This is a genomic window from Geodermatophilus aquaeductus (genome assembly GCF_900182545.1).
GTDB classification, from domain to species: domain Bacteria; phylum Actinomycetota; class Actinomycetes; order Mycobacteriales; family Geodermatophilaceae; genus Geodermatophilus; species Geodermatophilus aquaeductus.
On the sequence record NZ_FXTJ01000004.1, the window covers coordinates 29,811 to 52,352 of the forward strand.

Here is a 22,542-nt window from a genome sequence, read left to right on the forward strand (position 1 = left end):
TCACAGCCCCCCCACCATGACGAACTCGATCCGGCCGTTCTCCGGCTCGTTGGGATCGCTGTCGCACCGGGCGATCTCGAGCCGGTCCATCGAGATGCGGCCCGACGTCCGCTCGCCCGCCGCCGGCCGACCCCAGCGCCGGAACCGGTTGGGACTGCCCGGTCCCTCCTCGGTCTCCACCCAGCGGACCCCGTCGACGGACATCACGGCTGCCACGACCTCGCTCAGGAAGACCGGCTGGCCGAAGGTGAAGTTGTCCGGGTGGAAGAAGCCGCGGCCGCCGCCGGGCAGGTCACCCGCGGAGAAGCGGTCGACCAGAGCACGTCTCACGCCGGCGCGGAAGTGCCCCTCCACCACGCAGACGGTGAGCACGATGTCCAGCGACACCGCGACCGGGGCGTCCACCGCCACGTCAAGCCCCGCCATTCGGAACGGCTCGAGGAACGCGGCCAGCTCGCTCCGGAAGCCGGGGTCCACCGGGTCGCCGCGACGCCGGTCCACGGTCACGAACTCGGTGTACCAGGACCCCGTCCAGCGCCGGGTGGCCGCAGCCCGCTGGACCTGCGGGTGCCGCCCGGCGACGGTTCCGTAGTCGGCGTCGGTGACCGCGCGCTGCTGCACCCGGAAGGCCTGCGGCGCCCACTGCCGCACCTGCTCCACCGGCTCCGGGTCCTCCCCGCCCTGGGCCGGCAGCGGGTTGCGCACCCACAGGCCCGGCACCTGCGTGGCGAGCACGGTGAGGACGTCAGGGCCGACGTTCCCGGCCCGGCCACCGCCGACCCGGTAGCTGACGCGGAAGCTGTCGCCCGACAGCGGTCGCCGGCCGAGGACGTCGTCGCCGAAACGCAGGTGCGCCCGGCCGTCGTCCTCCATCTCGACCACGAACTCCGGCTCGAAGCGGTCGCTGCCCAGCAGGTCCGGGCGCACCGTCCAGTCGTCCCTGCCATCGCTGAGCCGGACGACCTGGGGCACAGCCTCCTCGGGACGCGCGAGGAGAGCGTCGACGGCCGGAGCCGCGCGGGCCCGGTCGTGGTCGTACGGGACCGCGTGCGCCAGTCCCGGCTGGTCGACCGTGGGGCGGTAGTCCCCGCGGTCGGGGACCTGCTCCGGGACCAGGGGCTCGGGCCCGACGAGGCGTCCGTGCTCGACGAGGACGACGTTGCCCCTGGCCACCGACGCGCCGAGCGGCTCCTCGCAGCGGCCACGCGGGAACAGCCGCAGGCACAGCGGGAACGGCAGTTCGTCCTCGGCCCGCCAGGCCACGTCCACCAGGTCCGCGCCGGTGAGGGGGTCGCGACGGTCACGCGGGTCCGCCACGAGCCGCACGGCCCACCGGTGCGACCTGTCAGCGCCGGCCGCAGCGCCGTCGCCGTCGAGCACCTCTTCGAGGAGCAGCACGTCCCCCGCGTGGAGGTCCAGCTCGGAGCAGGTGCCGCGCAGGGTCGCCCGCGTGGCCCCGCGCGGCAGGCAGCTGTCCGGCTCGCCCCAGGTGTAGAAGTCGATCGCCGACCGGGAGGCCCGCACCGTGAGGTCGTGCAGGGTGTGGAAGACGACGGACCCGTCGGCGGCGTGCACCTCGGTGCCTCTGACGAGGGTGGTGCCGTCCGCGGCCTCGTCCGCCTCCACCACCAGCCACGTCCGGGACGCCGCGCCGTTGTGCATCCGGTAGTCGAGCAGCCGCGCGTGCCGCGCCACCGACACCCGCCGCCGGGCGGTGCCCAGGTAGGCCTCGGCGGAGACCGCGTCCTGGGCGTACGCGAGGTGGTCCCCGAGGTAGGCGAACAGCTCGACGAGCGTCACACCAAGATCGGCGACGTTGCGGTCGGCCCAGCGCGGGAGCACGAGGGAGAGCCGGTCGAGCAGCAGCTGGCGCAGTCCGGTGAAGTCGCGGTTGAGGTAGTCGATCGTCGGCTCCGGCAGCCGCTCGGGCGGGCACGGAGCCGGGACCGGGCAGTCGAAGTCGGTCGGACAGTCGACCTTGAAACCGAAGTCGGCGGCGGCCAGCCGCGGATCGAACTCGTACCGGTCCGGCTCGACCACCACGAGCCGGTACCCGGAGAAGTCACCCGACGAGCTCGTCCGCACCACCAGCAGGGTCTCTGGGTCCGGCAGCGCGCAGAAGGCCTCGGCGTCCTGGGCGGTCACCAGGCCCGTGTCCCGCGCGGCTGCCAGGCCGCTGGCGACGACCGCCCACTGCACCCGGACCGGGTTGACCGCCGGGTCCGCCCGAACGCCGCCCTGCACCTCGAGATCAGCGGAGCCGAGATCGGCGGGCACCGGGAGAAGGCAGCGGACGAGGAGCGTGCGTTGCGCGGGGACGTCCGGCGGGTGCCCCGCGTCCACCTCGAGGTGGTCGATGCCGTTGAGCCACCCGCCCCCGCGGGTCTCGTCGAGCCGGGGCCCGGCCTTCGCGTACCGGTGCTCGTGCATCCCGGTCACACCCGCCTCGTGAGGACCACGGTCTGCGGCTGCGGCGAGGGGAGGACCCGGTAGCGGACAGCCACCTGGAGCGTGGCGTCCGCGGTCGTGACCTCGACCGCCTGCACCTCGACCACGTCGGCCAGCCACTGCTGCAGGGCGCTCTGGACGAGGAACTCCGTCGCCGTCGCCACCTCCGCTCCGTTCGGCTCGAAGACGAGCCGGAGCACACCGCTGCCGAACGTCGGACGGTTCACCCGCTCCCCGGGGGCGGTGAAGAGGACCTGCTCCACGAGGTCCCGGACATGGTCGTCGGAGGTGGTCCCCGCGGTGCGGCCGCCGTCGTCCACGCGGAACGGGAAGTCGAGGTGCATGTCAGGTCCCCCTGACCCGCAGCTGGGTGACCACCACGGTCAGCGGCGTGCCGGTCGGCACGCACACCGCCTGGCTGTCCTGCAGCACGGCGGGCACGCCGCCGACCAGGACGCGGGTCGCGGCCACGACCCACTGGGCGGTCACGCACGGGCCGTTGCCGCCCGGGGGGACGAACGGGCAGCCCGCCACCACGTAGGGCACCGGCTGCGTGGCGACGGGCTGGCCGCTCACCAGGACCCGCGGGGCGGGCGACGTCGGCTGTGCCTGGCCACCGTGGGCGCAGAGCACCGTCGCGCCGAGGTGCACCATCAGGCCCGGCATCACAGCACCTCGAGCGCGCCGTTGTTGAGCGACACCGAGACCGGGCTCAGCTTGACGCTCGCGGAACCGTTCGACAGCAAGATGCCCGAGGAGTCCAGGGCGATCTTCAGCGCGGTCGCCACCACGGGCGGGGACACCTCGACCGTGACCCCGCCAGACCCCGGCAGGTCGTTCACGGTCAGGGTCAGGCCGTCGGTCTTGAACACCTTCGTCTGCGCGACGGCCGGCGTCACCGGCGCCTGACCGGGCTCCCAGAAGCACCCGGCCCAGATCGGGTGGTCCGGGTTGCCGGCCTCGAACTCGACCCACACGTTCGCGCCGTTCGGCGGGATGGCGAAGAAGCCGACGCCGTCGCCGGCGTACGGGACGCTCGGCATGGCCCAGCTGGACCGGCCGGGCCCGAGGACGTCCGGGCAGCTCACCTGCACCCGGCCCTGCTGGTAGGGGTCGGTGTTGCTGACCACCTTGCCCCGGTGCTTGCCGAAGTACTGCCTCATGGCGCCACCACCGCCGTCGTCGAGCCGACGCCCTCCCGGGTCAGGGTGAAGGCCTGGGTGTACTCGCCGCGCTGGATGGTGTGGGTGACCCGCTGCACGTAGTAGAGCCCGTCGTGCTGCCAACCGGCCCCGCGCAGTCCCACCAGGCCGCGGGCGGTGAGGACGTCCCCGTAGCGCAGGGCGTCCAGGCTCCCGGTCGCGGTCAGCGAGTCGGTGGATGCCTCTGCCATCCCCTGCGCCCGGGCCAGCGCCTGGGCCGTGCTGAGGCCGCTGTCCCGGAAGACCGTCGTACGCACGTTCGGCAGGTTGACCAGCCAGTCCGGCAGCGCCGCGAGCGGCGGGCGCAGGCTGCCCGCGCTGCGGACGGGCATCGCGCGGTTCGTCAGCCGGTCCTGGATCTCGCCGACGACCTGGGTCGGTGCGAGCCCGTCCGCGCGGAAGGTGATCTGCTGCACGTTGGTCTCCGCGCCGAGGTCGACCGACAGGGCGCGCTGCGGCCGTCCGGTGCGCACGGGCGGCCCCCAGTAGGCCGTGTTCGTCATGGGCGCGGGTCCGGCGACGACGAAGAAGACGAAGCCGAAGCGGCGGGCCATCTCGGTCAGGTGCCCCAGGTCGGTGCCCTGCTGCACGGGGATCCGTTCGACGGGGACGGGCGGGTCCAGCGACGGTGGCGGCACGACCTGCGGGACGAGGCCCAGGGACGGGTACGAGAGGATGATCCGGGTCGCGATCGCGGTCTCGTCCTGCGCCGGGTGCTCGACCGTCTTCTCCTCCAGGTCCATGAGCACGCTGACGTCCTCGCCGGTGACCGTCAGCCGTGTGGCTCCGGGGGTCGAGCCCGGCGTCACCTCGCGGTGGGTGATGACGCCGTCCATCAGGACCCTCGGGGTCCCCGCGAACGTGACCACCAGGACGACTCGGTGGAACGGGCGGAGGAGGGGCAGCCGCAGCAGCGGGAAGTCCAGCAGGTCGGCCGGCCCGGTGCGCCCAGCGGCGAGCACGAGCTGGAAGCCGGAGCGGGCGGTGTCCGACGTGGTGACCTCGACCCGTTCCAGCGCGTCCACCAGCAGCGGAGGCGCGGGTACCGCCAGCTGGGGCCCGGTCAGCAGGGTCAGGGTCGTGTTGAGCACCGCCATCGCGTCCTCCCCTCACACCTGGGGGACCGGGATGCGCAGGAGCTCGCCGATGCGATCCGCAGCGGTGAGCTCGTCGGGGTGGATGACGAGGCCGGCGTCGCAGATGCGCCAGAACTGCGTGGGGTCGCCGAGGTACCTGGCCGTCACCACGTCCAGGCGGTCGCCGCGGGTGACGGGGTGCTCGGCCAGCGTCGCCAGGGTCGAGGGCTGCGGCGGGAAGCGTCGGCCCAGGTAGCGCACCGTGCGGGATCCACCGACACCGTCCGGCACCGTCGTGGTGGCGATCGGCATGAGGGCGTACCGACTCGTCGGATCGACCACGTCACACCCCCAACGGCAGCGAGCCGGCGGCGCCGGTCCCCACGGTGGCGACCGCCGAGGCGCTCGCGATCGTCGCCATGACCTCCTTGGCCACCTGGTGGGCCAGGAAGACGTGGTAGCCGGGATTGGTCACGTCCAGGTCGCTGTAGGAGAGCACCCGCAGGCCGAGCGACACCCGGGCCCGGATCGGGTTGAGCCCGGGGTCGTACGCCTGCTCGGTGATCGAGAACTGGGTGAGCCGTACCGGCAGCACCCGCTTGATCCCCCAGACGAGCAGGGTCAGCGGCGCCTCGGCCGGCACCAGCTCGATCGACCCGGCCAGGGCCAGTGCGGTGTTCGCGATGACGACCGAGCTCTTCGGGTAGAGCAGCATCTCGAGCGACGACAGCTGCGGGTAGATGCCGAGTTCCGAGGCGAGTGGGTCACCGCTGTCCAACTGATCGGCCGCATCCACCTCGATCGCCAGCGAGATGTTCTCGATGGGTGCCCCGGTGAGGCGCAGGGCCTCGCTGCGCGCTCCCCCGGAGAGCCCGCCGCCGGTGGCCGCCCTGGCCTGCAACGTGCGGGTCATCTCATCGGGGTTGTACTGGAAGAGCACGACGCTGGCGAGCGGGTTCGCCGGGTCCAGCCCGATGAGGGCACCCCGAGCGGTACGGGGTGACCCCGCGAAACCCGTCACCGAAGAACTCCTGGCAGCGCCTGCATGCCCAACAGGCTGGCCGTCCAGCGTCACTGCTCCGTCACGTGCAGCGGGATGCGCACGAGTGACGGCCGGGTGACAGACGCCCTGCAGGATCGCCACGCACCCCGGAGAGGGAGGACCCATGAACATCCCCACCGAGCCCAGCGACCCTGGCGACTACCGGCCGGAGGACCCTCCGCCGCCGGATCCGAACTGCGGTGGCGACATGCTGGACGACTACACATGTGCGGCCAAGGGGATCGAGGCTCAGGCCGCGTACAACGCTGCCCATCTCCAGGCGCTCGACACAGCCCGGACCCAGTACAAGGGCATCCGGAAGGCGTACGGCGCGGCATGGGATGCGGCCGCGCCGCTGGCCAAGGAGGCCGGGAAGCAGCTCGGCAAGCTGATCGAGCAGCTGCAGTGCCTCATCGACCACTCCGGGACGGTCCGGAAGCTTGACCGTGCGTTCGACCGCGTCGAGGACCGCCTCGAGCGCTGCGGCGATCAGAGCGGCTGTTACTGCGACACGGACTGCGACTTCGACGACCAGCTCACGGATTGCCCACCCCAGGAGCTCGCGGCACGGATCGCCGACATCGAGTGGCGGACCAAGGAGGCGGAGGCCTGCTTCGCCGACCTCATCCAGGAGCCGACCAAGTTGACCGAGCGCGTCACGGCCGTCCAGGCCGAGATCGCCGACATCGCCACGAAGACCAGTGGCAACCCGGAGACGACGGACTTCCGCCGGCTGTACGCTGCCGCTCTCGTGGCGCGCCGGCACTCGTCGGCCGTCCGGCGGGGGTTCGTCGATGTGAACGCCTACGTCGACTGCATCTGCGAGGTCCTCGCGTGCATGTTGAAGGGGCACGCGGCCATCGCCGAGCTCAAGCGACGAGAGGCAGTGGCCAAGTGCCACGAGGACGCCGGCGTGGCCGCCTGCACGCTGCTGCGTACCAACACGGTCGACGAGGTCATGGCCGAGTACCTGAGGCTCCAGGACGAGTACGGCCCGGACGACGGCGGAGGGCCGGGGGAGTACGTCGACCAGCGACCGGCGCCGTACGGCGACCAGCCGGCCGAGCAGGACGGGGACGAGCGGCCGGAACCGTACGGGGACCGAGGCGGGAGTGACCGGTACGGCGGGGACCGGGAACGGGACCGGTACCGCCGACCGGACGAACGCGACCACGGGAAGGACGACCGGTACCGCGACGAGGACCGGAACCGGTACGGCGACCGCCCTCGTGCGACCGGGGCTGCGCCGCGCTGACGGCGCCGCACGGGTTCCAGCGGTGCGGCAGCCACCAGGTCCGCTCGATCGGTATCAACCGGGCCGCGCGGCCCTCACGTAGCCCGGGAGGTGCTGCATGCACACAGCACCCAGGCACCGGGGAGACGACCCGTGGACGTCGGACCGGCGCGTGTGGCTCTGCTCAGGGGGTTCGGGCTGGGCCTGCGGGACGAGGCGGTGGTCGACCTGCCGCGCGGGGTGCAGCGCCTGGTCGCCCTACCTGGGCCTGGCGCACCGCCCGGCGCCCGCCGCTGTCGCCGGTCAGCGGTGGCCCGACGTGCGCGAGGATCAGGCGCACGGCAGCCTGCGCTCGGCCAGCGGTGCCGCGGTGGCCACCTGGCAGTGGCGACTGGTTCAGGCGCTGGGCCGGACCTTCGCGGTCTACGAGGCGTTCGGACCCGCGACCGAGCAGGCGACGCGTGACTTCCAGTCCGCCCAAGAAGTGGCCGTCGACGGCATCGTCGGTCCGAACACCCGCGCGGCGATGGTGCGCCGCCCTGGGCCTGTGATGCAGCCACGTCGAGGGACGCAGGCGATGGCGCCGGTGACGCCGCGCCACCCCCGGCCACGAGTGACCGAGGGCAGGTGATCACCCTGGAACCCGCGGAGGCGCCCGACCCGCGAGCAGGACTGCTCGACACCATCCGGGCCAGACGAGTCGGCATCGAGACCTACGTCCGGAGGAAGGCTCCGGTGAGCAGGCGGCTGTCGACCGTGAGCATCGTCAGCAGTGCCGTCATCGCCGCGCTGACCGCGGGCCCTGCCCTGGGCGGCCCCAGCTTCGCGGAGAGGGTCCAGCAGGGGCTGTCGCTCGACGCATCGCGGACGGTGTGGCAGGGGCTGTGCTTCGCCGCGCTGGTGGTGTCGATGACGGCGGCCGTGTCGGCGCACCTGGAGAAGACGAGTGACCTGAGAGCGCGGGTGGGCGCCGCAGAGGCGGCAGGGGTGATGCTCGCTGGGTTGCAGGCGCGGCTTGAGTACGGCGGGCTCGCCATCCAGGAGGCTGCACAGGAGTACCGGGACATCCTGGCCGGCATTCCCTTCGTCCCGGAGGCGCAGGGTGGGACCACGTCGGCCTCCGGACGCCGCGAGCCCCGCCTGGCGTTGCAGCTGACGGTCGTCGTCCTGGCAGCGCTCCTGCTGGCTGTCACCTTTGTGGGACTAGTCCGAGGCGGCGTGGCTGTCGAGCCGGGCGGCGAGGACGCGGGCACTCCGCCGACTGCGTCGGAGGTGCCGACGCCCACACCGGCGCCGTCGCCCGGCTCGACCTCGGCGACGCCCACTCCCTCGCCACCCGCGAACGCCACGCAGGGCGTCTTCGGAGGTGACACGCTGGACGGTAGTGCCAGCCTGGCCATCGTCATCGACGCGGACCGGGCCATCGCGTACGTCTGCGACGGGCGGCAGTTGGAGGCCTGGTTGCAGGGGTCCTTCGTCGACGGCCGGCTGGACCTGAGCTCGCCGAGCGGGGCGAGCCTGACGGGCGATCTCGGGGACGGCGCCATCTCCGGCGAACTCCGGACCCCCACGTTCGACACACCGTTCACGGCCACGGTGGCCACCGAACCCGCCGGGGTGTACGAGGCGAGGATCCAGGTCAACGGCACCCCGGCCCGGATCGGCTGGGCCGTCCTGCCGGACGGCAGCCAGGTCGGCGTCATCGCCGTCGGTGACACGCGCAGTACAGCGCCCGACCTGGACCTGACCGACCTCACCTTCACGCACAACGGCAGCCGGTTCACGGCCCGGAAGCTTGGACCGTGACGCCCGGGTCGGCCGGCCGCGCCGAGAGGTCGTCGCGAGCGAGGCAGTCAGGCGCAGGCTCGAGGACCCCCGGGGTCGAGTTGGGACGCGGGGGAGAGGAGGAGGCCGCGGGCGGGCGAGCCGGACAGGAGTGGTGCGGCCACGACCTCGGTGGTCCGCTGCCGCTTCCAGGCGGGCAGCGCGGTCACCGGGGACCGTGCGCCGGGCCGTAGTCCTCCGGCAGCGCGATGCGGTGGACGAGCCGCGCGCTGGACCGGAGCCAGCGCTCGTCGTGCCACGTCGATCCGAGTCACTGAGCTGCAGGAACACCGGGTGAGTGTGTGTCCGAGGGGGGACTTGAACTCCTAGCCAAGGCTAAGCATCTAGATGCGCCCTACTGCCCTGAGCTGCGCTTTCGTGAGTTCGGGGGAGTGCGGTTGGACCTCAGGAGGCATCCTGATACCGCCAAATACGCCGTCATCGGTATCACGGTGGGTATCACGAGCAGGCTCCGCCAGGGGTGGGATTTGGGCGGGGGCAGGCTTCCCCATGCCAGCATGCCGCTGTACCGATCGCGGAAGAGCGGCCGCGGGCCGTCGGGTGTCTCGCCGTCAGGGCTGAGGCGAGCGGACCGGCCGAGGGCCTCCAGTCGGGACGCGTGCCTACCGGTCGCCGGAGCCGGCGTCGGGGACTCCAGGACCTTCATCGACGCTGACGCCCAGAGCGGCCAGCAGGGGCAGGCGGGGGATCAGCACGCGCCTGCCGAGGCGGAGTGCCGGCAGCTCGCCGTTCTCGATGGCACGGCTCACCGTTCGCACGTCGACACCGAAGACCGAGGCGGCCTGCGCGACCGTCACGACCGCGGCTCGGCTGATCCGTAGGTCGTCGAGATCCACGGCAGCTCCTGGGTGCGTGCGTCGAAGTCGCCGGCTCACGGCGACGAGCGAGAGTCACCGAGGGTGGGGGACAGGTCTGCAGGGCACCTCCGGTCGCCGGCGCTCTCCAGCGCCGGTCCGCCCGTGGTGCTGCGCCCCCGTCCCTGCTCATCCTCCAGTTGCCCAGGAGAGCTACTGAAGAAGCGCACGAGGACTCACGTCAGCGCAGGTCGGGAGCACCACGGAGGCGCTGTAGGTGCCGGTATGCCTCCAGTAGCGACCCGAGCTCGACGGACAGTGCGCCGAGGTCACGGTCGTAAACGCGGCCGTCATGGAGCTGCCTGGTGAGCTCGCGGAGGATCTGGGGCCAGGCCTGTCGGCTCGGTGAGAAATCGGTCGGAACCTCGACCCGCCGCTCGACGACCTGAAGAGCTGCGCGGCCGGACGCTGCGGCCCGTGTCTGCTCCCACGCCCGGTGGCGACAGGTGGCCGAGCACCACTTCGGGATCGGTCCTCGCGATCGCGGCTGGATCACACCGCCGCACCAGGCGCAGGACGAGGCGGCTGCCCGTCGGGCATCGCCACTCGCCGCCCCGTTAGCGGACCAGGTGCGCCGGGCCGGGATCTCCTTGGCGTCCGCCTGTGCAGCGCGCTCCCGACGCTGACGCTCGCGCTCCTGACGGCGCGCCCGGTAGCTGGCGCTGCTCCCTCTCCCCATGTCCCCAGCGTCCGAGGCGACCTGCAGGAATCCCGTCACAACGAGTTCCGGGACGCCGAATGCATGAGGTGTGTGGCACATGATCTTGGTGCATCTCCAGTAGCGACCAACCCCAAGCAGCGCGGGCGGACCGCCGTCAGCAGCCGGTCGACGGCAGGCACTGTGATCTCCCGGAGGCGCAGCCGGCCAACGCCGGGCAGGACGTAGTTGTTCAGCGCAAAGCGATAGAGCCGTTCGGTGCCGGTGGCCAGGTCGCTGTCGTCGATCTCGGCCAGCCACTCCGCCGCAACGGTGGCCAGCGGGCTGTCGGCGGTCCGCCCCTCGTCGACGGAGCCGTCGCGGTCACGCAGGGCGGCGCGGAGACGGCGTTCGGCTTCGGCGCGGGTGCGTCCGTACCGGGTGACCAAGCGGCGATGACCATCGAAGTCGCGAAAGCTGGCTCGCGGTTCAGTCTTCAGTGAGCCCGGCGTCGCGCGCCAGCAGTACCGCCTGGGCTCGGTCCGCAACACAAAGCTTCGTGAAGACGTTCGACAGATGGTTGCGCACGGTCTTGGGTGAGAGGCCGAGTTGACTGGCGATGTCCTGCGTGGGTCGGCCGGTGGACAGCAGACGCAGAACCTGGCGCTCGCGGTCGGTCAGTTCAGGGAGTACGGCGCGGTGAGGCTGCGGGTGGGAGAAGTGCGCAAGGACACGGTCGGCCACCTGAGCGCCGAACACCGCCTCGCCGCGGGCGACGGCCCGGATTGCCTCGACCAACTCGGCCTGATGCGCGCCCTTGAGCACATAGCCGCGGGCACCGGCGCGGAGTACGGCGAACACGGACGCGTCGTCCTCCAGCATGGTGAGGACGAGCACCGCCGTGGCGGGATGCTGGCCTGTGATGCGTCGAGTGGCGGTGGCTCCATCGAGGCCGGGCAGGTGCAGGTCCATCAGCACCACGTCAGGTGTCAGTCGTCGCACCTCGGACAGAGCCTCCTCGGCCGAAGCCGCCGTTCCCACGACCTCGAGGTCTCGGTGGAACGACAGCAGTTCACGTAGTCCCTCGGTGAAGAGGGCGTGGTCGTCGACGAGCAGCAGGCTGACTCTGCTCATGTCGGGACACCCGGAAGCCACGCGCGGACCTCGGTGCCGCACCGGTCGGCAGGGCCGATGGCCACCCATCCGCCAAGTGCGGCAGCGCGCTCGCGCATCGACTGCGTGCCCACACCCGTCGGCACCAGTTCCGGGATGCCCCGGCCGTCATCAGTGACGCTGAGCCGCAGTCCGTCCTGCCTGCGCAGGACCAGGCGGCAGTGCTGGCCGCGGGAGTGGCGAGCGGCGTTGAGCACGGCCTCGACGGCGATGCGGTAGGCCGCGACCTCGACGGCCGCGGTGAGCGGCCCGAGTTCGTCCGAGTCGAGTTCGACGCTCAGCCCGGCCGGCTCGGCAACCTCCGAGGCGTAGCGCCGCAGCGCCTCCGCGAGCCCACACTCGTCCAGCGCCGGCGGACGGAGACCGGAAACGATGTGCCGCAGGCTGCCGAGCATGGCGTCGGCCTGCCCCCGCAGGCGGTCGAAGACCGCGGCGAGGCTGGTCTCGGCCGGTGTGCCCGCGGCGAGGTTCTGGGCTGCGTCCAAGCCCATGGCCAGGATCGCGAGCTTCGGGCCGAGGCCGTCGTGGAGGTCGCGACGCAGTCTGCGGCGTTCCTCCTCAACGGCCGCGAGGAGCTCCGCACGAGACTGACGGACCGCTCTGCTGAGACTCGCTGAATGCAGGCCGGCCGCCACGGGCACGGCGACGACGACCAACGCCCGCCGCTCGGCGGTGCTCACCGGTCGAGGCGCGGTCAGCGCGCCCAGCCGGATTCCATGGTGCGACAGCGGAAGCGTCACTCCTGGCTCGGCGGCGGGGTCGTCGGGGAAGTCGGGCAGCACGACCCGGACGCCGGGCAGCCGTAGCGCGTCAGTGACCGCCTGGGCGGCTGCTTCGGGGATGAGGTCTGGGTCCCTCACGGTCGCCAGTCGCTGCTCGACCAGCTCGGCGGCGCGCTTTGGGTCGCCGGCCAGTCCGAGCACCGAGCGCTGGACGTGGCCGACGACCCGAGTTCGGACGGATCCGGCCGCGGTGGCGGTGATCGCGGCGGCTGCCGCCACAGCGACGCGCGAATGACCTCCGATCAGGAGACCGACGACGGCCGCGACGACGACGAACAACAGCGCCAGACCCGCGACCGTCGCGGCGTACGCGAGGGTGCGCGCGACGAGGAGATCCAGTTCGTACAGCCGATACCGGGTCACAGCGAGCCAAAGGCCAGCAGGCATTCCGAGGGCCGCGACGAGAGCTCCTACGAGGGCGACACCTTCGCCACCGACCCCGACCGCGTGGACCGCCAGGGCCAGCGCGATCGCCACCGCCAAGGGAGTCCCGGCCGCGGCCAGGGCGAGCCGGTCGGAGCGGCGTCCCCGTCGCCACCGGCGCCCCAGCGTGAGGAGCGCCAGCACCGCGGCCACGAGCAGCAGGAGGGCTGTCCCACTCAGCAGCACCGGCTGGAGTGAGCGGAGCGCCGGGACGCCCAGGGGATTGGCCGGGCCCGGCGTGTCGCTGAGCCCGGCGAGTGGCCCGGGCATGAACGCCGAAGCGAGAGCGACCAGCGTGACCCCGGCGATGCCCGCTCGGAGGCCCCACGTTCCGAGGTGGCCGAGCTCGCGACCATCTGGGAACACGAGCGCCATGAGAGGCAACAGCGGAGGACCGAACGCCCACAGCACCGCGGCGACCCAGGCGCCCCAGACAGCTGCAGGAGCGGACGGCTGGTTCTCCGCGACGTGCCCCGCCGCGCCGGCCACAGCCGTTGCCGCACTCGAGCCCAGCAGCAGCCAACCCACCGGCACCCCGACCCGGGCTGCCAACACCGCGCCCACCGTCGCCGGCGTGAGGACGACGAGCGCGATGACGGCGGCATGCCAGACGGGTTCGGCGGAGGCGATGCTCGCCGTCCACAGCGCCCCGGCCACCACGACGACCAGCCATCCCGCCCCGGCCAGCAGCGACCGGGCGCGCCAGCGCGTGGCCTGGACGTCTGTGTCGATCTCGGTGACAGCGATGACGATCACCTCAGTGGCAGTCTGGCACCGGACGCAGTCAGCCGGTCGGCAGCTCGGTGTCGTGAACGGCCGCCGGCCGACCCGCGCGCAACGGGCGATCGTCCTGCCGTGATCGGCGGATCAGCAGGACCGCCACAACGATCAGCCAGACCCACGTCAACGGCAGAGCGACGGGCCCGATGACCGAAGCGGGCACGAGGATCACGCCGACCACCAGCGTCACCAGCCCGAGCCACCCCGGCAGCAGTGCCGGCGCGGCGCTGCGCCTCGTGGCCGTCGCCGCGGCGACGAGAGCCACTCCCACAGCCGCCGTCCCCGCGGCCTGAGCGAGGTGCGCGGCCTCGCCGAACGCGTTGTACACCGACAGGGGCATGTCGTGCGCCTCGGCAGGAGCCGCTGCGGTGGCCAGGCTGGCACCGGCCCAGGACGCTGCCTGACCGGCGACGACCGCGGCTAGGAACAGGTCCCGAGCGCCACCGGCCGGCAGCAGCCTGCGCACCCCCACGGCGAAGACCAGCCAGGCGAGTCCGGACAGGACGAACAGGAACCATGCGACGAGCAACCGGCCGCCGGCGCGCTCCAGGTAGTCCGCCAACTCGGCCTGCGTCGTCACGTCCTCGATGCGGGCAACGACCAACGCACCGAGCGATGTCCCCAGCGTAACCAGCGCTGCACCGGCCGGGATCCGCCTGCCGCTGTCGTCGACTCTTCTTCCATCACCGGGTACGGACACCTCGACACCTCCATCGAACGATGAGGGATCGAGCCTGTCGGCCGAAGCGTCCCGTCCGCATGGGCCCACGTCCCGCACTCCCCGGGTCATCGCCCGACACACTGGGCGCCACGTGACCCCGTGACCGGCCCATGGCGGGTGCACCAGTGGCCCACCCTCATCCGGGCTGTCTCGGAACCTCGTCCGACGGCCCACGGCGTCCTGGCCTCGGGTCAGCAGCCTGCCGCGCAGCACCGGCACGCAAGGCGGCACCGACCCAGACATGACCAGCCGCGAAGGCCACCACCGACAGCGGCCCGAGTACGGGCACAAACGGTCCCGCGAGCAGCGCAAACGCAACCGCACCCACTGCGAGGGTGAGCGCCGCCCCCGCCGGCACCAGGCCCGAGCGCCACAGCGCGAGGCCGAGCAGAGCCAGCCCGATGAACCACAGGGCGGCCAGAGACCCGCTGGCGACAACGGCCCACGAACCGACGACGGGACCGTTCCAGGCGAAGGTCCCGGGTGCGTGCCGGGCGATCACCGGCAAGAGGAAGGCCTCCCAGTAAAAGGCGCATGCCGCCAGGACCAACCCAGGAACAGCAAGTGCGAACCCGACGGCACCCACTCGCCCCAGCCGGTCAGCATGCCCTGCGTACAGGCCCAGGAGCCCGACCAGCGACAGGATCACGGCCACGACCAGACCCGCGTGCATCGGCACCCAGAGACCGGTGCCGAGCGCGGCATGCGCCAACGTCGCCTCGAAGATGTCGGGGTGGCCGACCACGGGGATGATCAGCACGCCGGCCACCACCAGGCAGCCTCCCGACCAACGGTCGAGTCGTCGGCTCGTTGCTTCCCGGTGCGAGGTAGCCATGTCGCCTTCCTCGGGTCGGGACCCGCGCGGCACGGGTCAGTGTGCTCCCGACCTGACTCTCGTGGACCAAGCCGGAACCGCGCCCGTCCGGAAGGACTTGTTGGTGACGGTGAGCGTGGTTAAGCCTGTGTGGTGGTGCGACCACCGGAGTCACCTGGGCAGTCGCCGCTGGAGGGCAACAGTTCGGACGGCCGGTCCCCGTCCCCGTCCCTCCGGGGGCGGGCCCAGCGGAACGGCCGTGCCGTGACCTGTCCCTGGATGGGTCGCTCGGGGCGCCGCACACCTCGATGTCTGGTCTGCCTACAGCGGCTGGAAGGGTGTTGGCGGACGACTCGTCCCAGTGGTGTTGTGCAACGCTGTCGAGCTACCGGTCATCGGGCATGACGAGCATTCGATGAGGCGGAGATGGGCCCTTCCGAAGCCCCAAAGGTGTCGAGCGCTGTCCCGGTGGGCGATCGGTCGTCCCGGGCAACCAACTACTCGCAAGCCGCTGACCTGCATTTCCAGCGCTGACACAGCACCGCCGACAAGGCATGATCACTTCGCAGGGTTATTGGTTCGAGTCTAATCGGGGGAGCAAAACCGCAGGTCAGGCGTCGGTCGGGTCCGGCGCAGGCGTCGCTGCGACGCAGGTACGACGCAAAAACTCAGGAGCTTCGGGTCCCATCGAGGGCCGTGTCGAGCCGCGTTCGGACGTCGTGTGTTCCGGTGATCAGCGCAGGCGCCGCAGCGCCGCGGCGGCCTCGGGGCTGGCCACTCCGCGCCCCAGGTAGACGTCCTGGGTGAGGCTGGGCCGGGTGTGCCCGAGGTGGTCGGCGATCTGCCGGGCCGACAGTCCCGCCTCGTCCAGGCGGGTGGCCACCGTCTTGCGGAACGCGTGCGAGGTCACCCAGTCGAAGCCGGCGCGGTCCAGTGCGCGGCGCAGGTCGCTGCTGGTGTTGAACGGATCGCGCAGCAGGCCCTTGGGGCTGGGGAAGACCACCTCGGCGGCGCCGGTGAGCGAGACCTGCGTGCGCCGCCGCAGCAGGTCGAGGACGAAACCGGGCAGGGCCAGGGTGCGCCGCCCGGCTGTGGTCTTCGGCACCTCCTGGACGGCCAGGCCCTGCCCGGGCACCCGGATGAGCGTCGCCTCGATGCGGACGGTGCCGGCGGGCAGGTCGACCGCCGACCAGCGCAGCCCGCAGGCCTCGCCGATGCGCACGCCGGTGCCGAGCATGAAGTCGACCAGGTCGGGCAGGTCCAGCCGGACGGCGTCGGGATCGGCGGCCAGCCGTGCGCGCAGCTGGCGCACCTCTGCGGCGGTCAGTGCCCGCGGCCCCGGTGTGCCGCGGCGGGTGCGCCGGCCCGGGGTGTCGCGGACCGGATTGCTGGGCAGCGCGCCGCGGCGGACGGCCTCGCTGAGGATCCCCGACAGCACGCTGCGGGTCGCCTTGGCCGCTCCGGCGCCGTGCGTGCTGCGCACCGTGCTCAGCAGCCGGTCGATGGCCGGCACCGTGACCTCGCGCAGCCGCAGCTCGCCGAGGCCGGGCAGCACGTAGCTGGTGACGGCGAAGCGGTAGAGCCGCTTGGTGCCCGCCGCCAGGTCACTCCCGTCGATCTGGGCGAGCCAGGCGGTGGCCACCGTGCACAGGCGGCTGTCGGCGGTGGCGGAGTCCTCGACGGATCCGGCGCGGTCGCGTAGCGCCGTTCGCAGCCGGCGCTCGGCCTCGGCGCGGGAGCGGCCGTAGCGGGTCACCGTCCGGACCCGGCCGTCGAAGTCCCGGAAGCGGGTCTGTGCCCGGACGTGACCCTTGCCCAGGACCAGGAAGTTGATCCGCCCGAAGGTCCCCACGACCAGCGGAGGCCGTCCCATGCTGGCCCTCCTGGCTCGTCCTGCGGCGCACGGACCTGCGGGCCCGGCCTGACCTGCCAGCGTTGATCACCTGCCGAGGGATCAGGGCGACGTCCTGGGATCTGGGGATCTCAGCGACGTTGTGGACGTGCTCCCGCTCTCCGTGGGCGCCAACCGTGCGGCCGCGGTCTCCGGTCCTCCTCCCGTGGCTGTGAGCAGTACCGATGAGCAGCGCGCCGAACTGCAGGAGGTAGCAGTAGGGCCATGGGGAGCAACTGCAGTTCGGCTTCCTGGAGCGCCAAGAGCCGCGTGGAAGCGGGTGGGACCGGGTGCACAGCAGCATCGGACGGGCAACGAGCGGCCGTCTCGCCGGTGCCGTCGACGGCCTCCTGGAGACTCGGGTCGCCCCGACGTTGACCGAGCCAGCCGAGCGCACCGTGGTGGGGGCGCTCTCTCTATCGGCTCCCAGCCCGGCGTCGGCAGTCCCATCCGCCTGGACCCCCGGAGGAACCGTCGCGGAGTGGCGGCCGACGGCTGGGGGACGAGCTGTCCAGCCCTTCCACTCCGCTGGCGGGCGTTCAGTTCTCAGTGACACATCGGCCGTGCGGTCAGCTGACTGGAGAAGGACTGCGGGACTTCCACAGCCGTACTGGGGGATGTCCGCGCTGGGTGGGAGGGTGACCGGACGCCCATCTTCCGGGAGGGGACCGAGACGAGCCTCGACCGGCGTAGTCGGAACGTCCGGGCGTCGGTACGCGCGCTTCCGGGATCCTTCCGGTGCGCAGGTGGTGAAGGTCTTCGACCGCAAGGTGGACGCCGAGCGCCATCTGGCGGCCGGGACCCAGGTGGGGCCGACCGTTGACCGGCGCCGAGATGGGCTTGTGCGCTGTGCTTGCCGTAGCCCGCCTCCACGCCATGGAGCGGAGGCGGGTCAGGCCCGCTTGTGGAACCGCCCGCCCGTGGGGCCGCTCCGTGCAGAGGGCTACCTCGGCGGTTCCGGCCGTGCCACGCTGGTTCATGAGCACCGCGGGCGGTGAGGGTCCGCGCCAGTGGGGACAGCCCTCCTCGCAGGACACCGGTACGGCGACCGGTCTGGACGCGCTGGCCCGGCGACTGGCCGAGGCCGCCCGCAGCCTGCAGCGGCAGACCTCGCCCCAGCAGGTGCTGGACGGCGTCGTGCACCTGGCGGTGGCGCTGGTGCCCGGCGCCGACGCGGCGACGATCACCATGGTCGGCAAGGACCGCCACTGCTACTCGGCGGCGGCCACCAGTACGTGGGCCAGCGACTTCGACGTCCTGCAGGACGAGACCGGTCAGGGTCCGTGCCTGGACGCCATCTGGCAGCAGCAGACCGTCCGGGTGGACGACCTGGCCGGCGATCCGCGCTGGCCGGTCCTCGGTCCCCGGGCCGCGGAACGCGGCGTGCGCAGCATGCTGTGCATCCAGCTGTTCGTGCACCGGGACACCCTCGGCGCGCTGGACCTGCTGGCCCACTCGACGTCCGCCTTCACCGACGAGTCCGAGCACGTCGGTCTGCTGCTGGCCAGCCACGCCGCCATCGCCGCAGCGGACGCCCAGCAGCTGGAGAACGTGACCAGCGCCCTGGTGAACCGGGACATCATCGGCCAGGCCAAGGGCATCCTGATGGAGCGGCTGAGGATCACCTCGGACCAGGCGTTCGCCGTGCTGGCCAAGGTCAGCCAGGACACCAACCGCAAGCTGTCCGCGGTCGCCGAGGACCTCGCCCGCACCGGCATGTGGACTCCTGGCGCGCGCGCCGGTCAAGACCGGCAGGACACGCCCTAGGCGACGCGGTGCGCGTCCGTCCGATTCACCCATGGCACGACTGGGTCGGTACTGAATGACCACCGCAGCGGAACTGTCGTCTCGTCACCACGGGCCGTCTCAGTCGGAGGAGACGTGACGCGTTCGGACGAGGTGGCGGCCCGATCCGTTCACCCTGGACCGCCGACCCGGCGGTGGCCGGGGACAGTGGGTCGCAGCGTCTCCAGCGCCGCCGCGGCGTGGGTGGAGGTGACCTGGCGGCCGAGGTAGACGTCTTGGGTGAGGCTCGGGTTGGCGTGACCCAATTGGTCGGCGATGGCACGGGCGGACAGGCCGGCGTGGTCGAGCATCGTCGCGGTCGTCTTGCGGATCACGTGGCTGGTGATGTAGTCGAAGCCGGCGGTGGAGAGTGGTTCTCAACATTCGACGACCACATCGATACTCGGGTGGGCAGCAGATTGCGTCGGAGGCGTCCCTGCGGTGGGAGGCATCGATGAGCGCCATCGGCCCGATGGTTGAGGTGCCACGCGGGCGCAAGGCCCTCGCGCCGCTCCACCCCGTTCCTCGGCTGAACCAGCGCAAGCGGTGGTCGTCGCTACAACCCCTTGGCCGCCATTGTTCCCTGTTCGGGCTCGTCTACGTGGTCCGCTGAAGCCCCTTATGTCGGTTGACCTGCAGGCACGTACTCCTGCGACTCGCAGCCGAGACGCTGCGCAGGTCTGGGTTCCGGGGCCGAGGAGTCCCCGGCGTCGTCAAACCTCCGGGTGCGTCGCGGGCACGGCCGTCTGGCCTCCGCTGGGGCTCATCACGGCGGGCGACCGGGCTGGAGGATCACCGGAGACGAACTGGAGAACGCAGACGACGCTCCAGCAGGGGTTGCCGGGCTGCACTCTTCCTCAATTGGTGCTCCACAGGCTGTTGTGCGTCCACAGATTGGTAATCCGGCAGTCGAGCGCCCGCCGTCGGCGGTAGTCCGTCATGGGGCCGGCAGCTGCGGCACGCCGGGACCCTCGACGCACGAGGACGTGGAGGCAGTCAATGGCGGGTGCGCGACGACGTCAGGCGGGCGAAGGCGGGATCAGCGAGTACCAAACGAAGGCCGGGCCACGCTTCCTTATCAAGTACGCCGCTCAACGCGCCGACGGCACCAAGCGTGTCGTCCTCAAGCGCGGGTTCCGCACCCGCCGGGAGGCTGCTGCGGTACTGCGCGCGGAGATCCGCAAGACCGAGATGGGGGAGTGGGTCGAGCCGTCCAAGCAGCGTCTCGACGCCTATCTGGCCGAGTGGATCGCGACCCAGCGGCTGAGCCCCTCGACGGTGTCCTCCTACCGGAAGAACATCCGGCTGCACATCAACCCCTACCTGGGGGTGCAGCCGTTCGCTCGCCTGACCGGGCCGATGGTCGACGCCTGGATGCGCGAGCTCGAGGTGTCCGGGAGGGCTGACGGAACAGGTGGACTGTCAGCACGGACTGTCCGCTACGTGTTTACCATCCTGCGAGCGGCCCTCAGTGACGCGGTCAGACAGGGACGACTGTCCGTGAACCCGACCGATCGAGCGACTCCACCGAGCCCGTCGGATGCCCGGCCGCCGGAGATGCAGGCCTGGACCGCTCCGGAGCTCGCCCGGTTCCTCCGCTGGGCGGACGCCGATGACCGGGACCTGGCCATGTGCTGGCGGCTGCTGGCGGCTTCGGGGATGCGCCGGGGTGAGGCCCTCGCGCTGCGGTGGCGCGACGTCGATCTGGACGCTGCCCGGATCGCGGTGCGGCGCAGTGTCGGGGTGGTGAAGGAGAAGGACGCCGGCCAGCAGCTGGTCGAGGGCCCGACCAAGACCGGCCAGTCCCGGGTGGTCGACCTCGATGCGGGAACCGTCGTGGCCCTGCGCGCCTACAGAGCCGCTCGCGCACAGGTGTCCGGGGATCTCGTCCGGGACTCCGCGCTGGTGCTGGGCGGGGTGGATGGCGCTCACCGGCATCCGGACCGGTTCTCTCGTCGCTTCGGCGCCCAGGTGGTGCGGGCACGGAAGGCGCTGGGGGAGGAGCTGCTGCCATGGATCCGGTTGCACGACCTCCGCCATACCCACGCCACACTGCTGCTGGCCGACGGCGTGCCGGTGAAGGTCGTCTCCGAGCGCCTCGGGCATGCGAACGCCACCATCACGCTCACCGTGTACCAGCACGTGCACCCCGGCATGGGCCGCGAGGCCGCCGAGCGCTTCGCCGCGTTGCTCGACGGCTGATCCAGCCGCGAAGTATCAAAGCGGTATCACGAGGACCCTCGAGGCCCGGACACGGAAGCGCCCCGGGCTCCTGACCTGCAGGAACACCGGGGCGATGCTGTGTCCGAGGGGGGACTTGAACCCCCACGCCCGATAAAGGGCACTAGCACCTCAAGCTAGCGCGTCTGCCATTCCGCCACCCGGACGAGTGCGTCGCCAAGACTACCGGACGCCGATCGCCGTCCGGCACGGGTACCCCGTCGTGTCGCATCGCGGAAGCCGGAAGCCGGCTGTTCGACCTGCTCAGCCGCTGAGACGGGCCCGTAGGCTCGCGGGGTGGAGCGAGGACCCGTCCAGGCCCAGTCCGAGGTCGCCGAGCTGCTCAGCGAGCTGATCCGGATCGACACGACCAACACCGGCGACACCGCCACCAGCGCCGGGGAGCGGGTCGCCGCCGAGTGGGTGGCCGGCAAGCTCGACGAGGTCGGCATCGACTCGGTGATCCACGAGTCCGAGCGCGGCCGCGCCAGCCTGGTCGCGCGCATCCCCGGCGCCGACCGCAGCCGCCCCGCACTGCTCGTGCACGGGCACCTCGACGTCGTCCCGGCCGACCCCGCCGAGTGGAGCGTGCACCCCTTCTCCGGCGAGGAGCGCGACGGCTACGTCTGGGGCCGCGGCGCCGTCGACATGAAGGACATGGACGCCATGGTCCTGGCGCTGGTGCGCGAGTGGGCCCGCACCGGCGTGCGGCCCCCGCGCGACATCGTGCTGGCCTACGTCGCCGACGAGGAGGCCGGCGGCAAGCTCGGCGCCCGCTGGCTGGTCGACGAGCACCCCGACCTGTTCGAGGGCTGCTCGGAGGCGATCAGCGAGGTCGGTGGCTTCAGCATCACCGTCCGCGACGACCTGCGCCTCTACCTCGTGCAGACGGCGGAGAAGGGCCTGGCCTGGATGCGCCTCACCGCCGGCGGCAGGCCCGGGCACGGCTCGTTCGTCCACGACGACAACGCCGTCACCCGGCTGTGCCAGGCCGTCGCGCGGCTCGGCTCGACCCGCCTGCCCACCGTGCTCACCCCGCCGATGCGCCAGTTCCTCGCCGCCGTCGAGGAGGCCTACGGCATCGAGATCGACCCCGACGAGCCCGAGGAGGCGCTGGCCCGCCTCGGCAGCATCAGCCGGATGCTCGGCGCGGCCCTGCGCAACACCGCCAACCCCACGATGCTGCAGGCCGGCTACAAGACCAACGTCATCCCCGGCACGGCCAGCGCCACCGTCGACGGCCGCTTCCTGCACGGGCAGGCCGAGGAGTTCGAGCGGCAGCTGGCCTCGCTCATCGGCGAGGGCATCCAGCGGGAGTGGATCGTCCACGACCAGGCCGTGGAGACGACGTTCGACGGCCCGCTCGTCGACTCGATGGTCGCCGCCCTGAAGAGCGAGGACGACGGCGCCCGCCCGGTGCCGTTCACCATGAGCGGCGGCACCGACGCCAAGAGCTTCGAGCGCCTCGGCATCCGCTGCTTCGGCTTCTCCCCGCTCCGGCTGCCCGCCGACCTGGACTTCGCCTCGCTGTTCCACGGCATCGACGAGCGGGTTCCGGTGGAGTCACTGCGCTTCGGCGTCCGGGTGCTCGACCGGTTCCTCCGCGCCGTCTGAC

The 22,542-nt window shown here is 71.9% G+C and carries 20 protein-coding genes, 1 tRNA gene and 1 pseudogene; 6 read left to right on the top strand and 16 right to left on the bottom strand.

Annotated elements, in window-relative coordinates; translation table 11 throughout:
- From FN207_RS11445 to FN207_RS11475, 7 genes are read right to left on the bottom strand one after another with little or no spacing between them, the layout of a single operon-like run.
- Complete coding sequence (locus FN207_RS11445; RefSeq protein WP_246066029.1) at nt 1-2,430, bottom strand: putative baseplate assembly protein; 2,430 nt, start codon at nt 2,428-2,430, stop codon at nt 1-3.
- 5 nt (nt 2,431-2,435) lie between these two features.
- Nucleotides 2,436-2,792: a GPW/gp25 family protein gene (locus FN207_RS11450; protein ID WP_142458649.1), complete on the bottom strand. Its 357-nt coding sequence runs from the start codon at nt 2,790-2,792 to the stop codon at nt 2,436-2,438.
- A gap of 1 nt (nt 2,793) precedes the next feature.
- Entirely contained in the window at nt 2,794-3,114 is a 321-nt protein-coding gene (locus FN207_RS11455; RefSeq protein ID WP_142458650.1) for a hypothetical protein, read from the bottom strand.
- Entirely contained in the window at nt 3,114-3,611 is a 498-nt protein-coding gene (locus FN207_RS11460; RefSeq protein ID WP_142458651.1) for a phage baseplate assembly protein V, read from the bottom strand. Before FN207_RS11460 ends, FN207_RS11455 begins: the two co-directional genes overlap by 1 nt.
- Complete coding sequence (locus FN207_RS11465) at nt 3,608-4,747, bottom strand: hypothetical protein (protein WP_142458652.1); 1,140 nt, start codon at nt 4,745-4,747, stop codon at nt 3,608-3,610. Before FN207_RS11465 ends, FN207_RS11460 begins: the two co-directional genes overlap by 4 nt.
- 12 nt (nt 4,748-4,759) lie before the next feature.
- Nucleotides 4,760-5,068 (bottom strand): DUF3987 domain-containing protein, encoded by a 309-nt coding sequence (locus FN207_RS11470; protein ID WP_221888154.1) that lies wholly within the window; start codon nt 5,066-5,068, stop codon nt 4,760-4,762.
- Between the two features lies 1 nt (nt 5,069).
- Nucleotides 5,070-5,747, bottom strand: a complete 678-nt coding sequence (locus tag FN207_RS11475; protein ID WP_142458653.1) for a hypothetical protein — start codon at nt 5,745-5,747, stop codon at nt 5,070-5,072.
- A 145-nt stretch (nt 5,748-5,892) separates the two neighbouring features.
- On the opposite strand from FN207_RS11475, the gene FN207_RS11480 reads away from it, so the two are divergent.
- The 3 genes from FN207_RS11480 (at nt 5,893) to FN207_RS11490 (ending at nt 8,808) form a co-directional block, all read left to right on the top strand.
- Nucleotides 5,893-7,023: a hypothetical protein gene (locus FN207_RS11480; RefSeq protein WP_142458654.1), complete on the top strand. Its 1,131-nt coding sequence runs from the start codon at nt 5,893-5,895 to the stop codon at nt 7,021-7,023.
- A gap of 298 nt (nt 7,024-7,321) precedes the next feature.
- Nucleotides 7,322-7,633, top strand: a complete 312-nt coding sequence (locus FN207_RS11485) for a peptidoglycan-binding domain-containing protein (protein WP_246065993.1) — start codon at nt 7,322-7,324, stop codon at nt 7,631-7,633.
- On the top strand, nt 7,630-8,808 hold the full coding sequence (locus tag FN207_RS11490) for a hypothetical protein (RefSeq protein ID WP_142458655.1): 1,179 nt from the start codon (nt 7,630-7,632) through the stop codon (nt 8,806-8,808). The genes FN207_RS11485 and FN207_RS11490 overlap by 4 nt, the downstream gene beginning before the upstream one ends.
- Before the next feature lie 641 nt (nt 8,809-9,449).
- On the opposite strand, the gene FN207_RS11495 is transcribed toward FN207_RS11490, so the two are convergent.
- From FN207_RS11495 to FN207_RS11530, 7 genes are all read right to left on the bottom strand, one after another.
- Complete coding sequence (locus FN207_RS11495) at nt 9,450-9,683, bottom strand: excisionase family DNA-binding protein (RefSeq protein WP_142458656.1); 234 nt, start codon at nt 9,681-9,683, stop codon at nt 9,450-9,452.
- Between the two features lie 732 nt (nt 9,684-10,415).
- Nucleotides 10,416-10,787: a hypothetical protein gene (locus FN207_RS11505; protein ID WP_142458658.1), complete on the bottom strand. Its 372-nt coding sequence runs from the start codon at nt 10,785-10,787 to the stop codon at nt 10,416-10,418.
- Between the two features lie 40 nt (nt 10,788-10,827).
- Complete coding sequence (locus tag FN207_RS11510) at nt 10,828-11,472, bottom strand: response regulator transcription factor (RefSeq protein ID WP_142458659.1); 645 nt, start codon at nt 11,470-11,472, stop codon at nt 10,828-10,830.
- On the bottom strand, nt 11,469-13,472 hold the full coding sequence (locus FN207_RS11515) for a sensor histidine kinase (RefSeq protein WP_142458660.1): 2,004 nt from the start codon (nt 13,470-13,472) through the stop codon (nt 11,469-11,471). Before FN207_RS11515 ends, FN207_RS11510 begins: the two co-directional genes overlap by 4 nt.
- Nucleotides 13,473-13,500: 28 nt before the next feature.
- On the bottom strand, nt 13,501-14,196 hold the full coding sequence (locus FN207_RS11520) for a hypothetical protein (protein WP_142458661.1): 696 nt from the start codon (nt 14,194-14,196) through the stop codon (nt 13,501-13,503).
- A 157-nt stretch (nt 14,197-14,353) separates the two neighbouring features.
- Entirely contained in the window at nt 14,354-14,986 is a 633-nt protein-coding gene (locus FN207_RS11525; RefSeq protein WP_142458662.1) for a hypothetical protein, read from the bottom strand.
- Between the two features lie 778 nt (nt 14,987-15,764).
- On the bottom strand, nt 15,765-16,904 hold the full coding sequence (locus FN207_RS11530; protein ID WP_142458663.1) for a tyrosine-type recombinase/integrase: 1,140 nt from the start codon (nt 16,902-16,904) through the stop codon (nt 15,765-15,767).
- Between the two features lie 996 nt (nt 16,905-17,900).
- Between FN207_RS11530 and FN207_RS11535 the strand changes: the two genes are divergently transcribed.
- The gene (locus FN207_RS11535) at nt 17,901-18,689 is read left to right on the top strand and encodes a GAF and ANTAR domain-containing protein (protein WP_142458664.1); all 789 of its coding nucleotides are present in this window, start codon (nt 17,901-17,903) and stop codon (nt 18,687-18,689) included.
- Nucleotides 18,690-18,838: 149 nt separating this feature from the next.
- On the opposite strand, the pseudogene FN207_RS11540 reads toward FN207_RS11535, so the two are convergent.
- A pseudogene (locus FN207_RS11540) lies at nt 18,839-19,057 on the bottom strand (tyrosine-type recombinase/integrase); the annotation flags it as partial.
- 649 nt (nt 19,058-19,706) lie between these two features.
- On the opposite strand from FN207_RS11540, the gene FN207_RS11545 reads away from it, so the two are divergent.
- On the top strand, nt 19,707-20,909 hold the full coding sequence (locus FN207_RS11545) for a tyrosine-type recombinase/integrase (RefSeq protein ID WP_185938300.1): 1,203 nt from the start codon (nt 19,707-19,709) through the stop codon (nt 20,907-20,909).
- A gap of 100 nt (nt 20,910-21,009) precedes the next feature.
- Here FN207_RS11545 and FN207_RS11550 read toward each other — a convergent pair.
- A tRNA-Leu gene (locus FN207_RS11550) sits at nt 21,010-21,094 on the bottom strand.
- Nucleotides 21,095-21,224: 130 nt separating this feature from the next.
- On the opposite strand from FN207_RS11550, the gene FN207_RS11555 reads away from it, so the two are divergent.
- Nucleotides 21,225-22,541, top strand: coding sequence for a M20/M25/M40 family metallo-hydrolase (locus FN207_RS11555; RefSeq protein ID WP_142458667.1), 1,317 nt, complete (start codon nt 21,225-21,227; stop codon nt 22,539-22,541).
- The last annotated feature ends 1 nt before the right edge of the window (nt 22,542 follow it).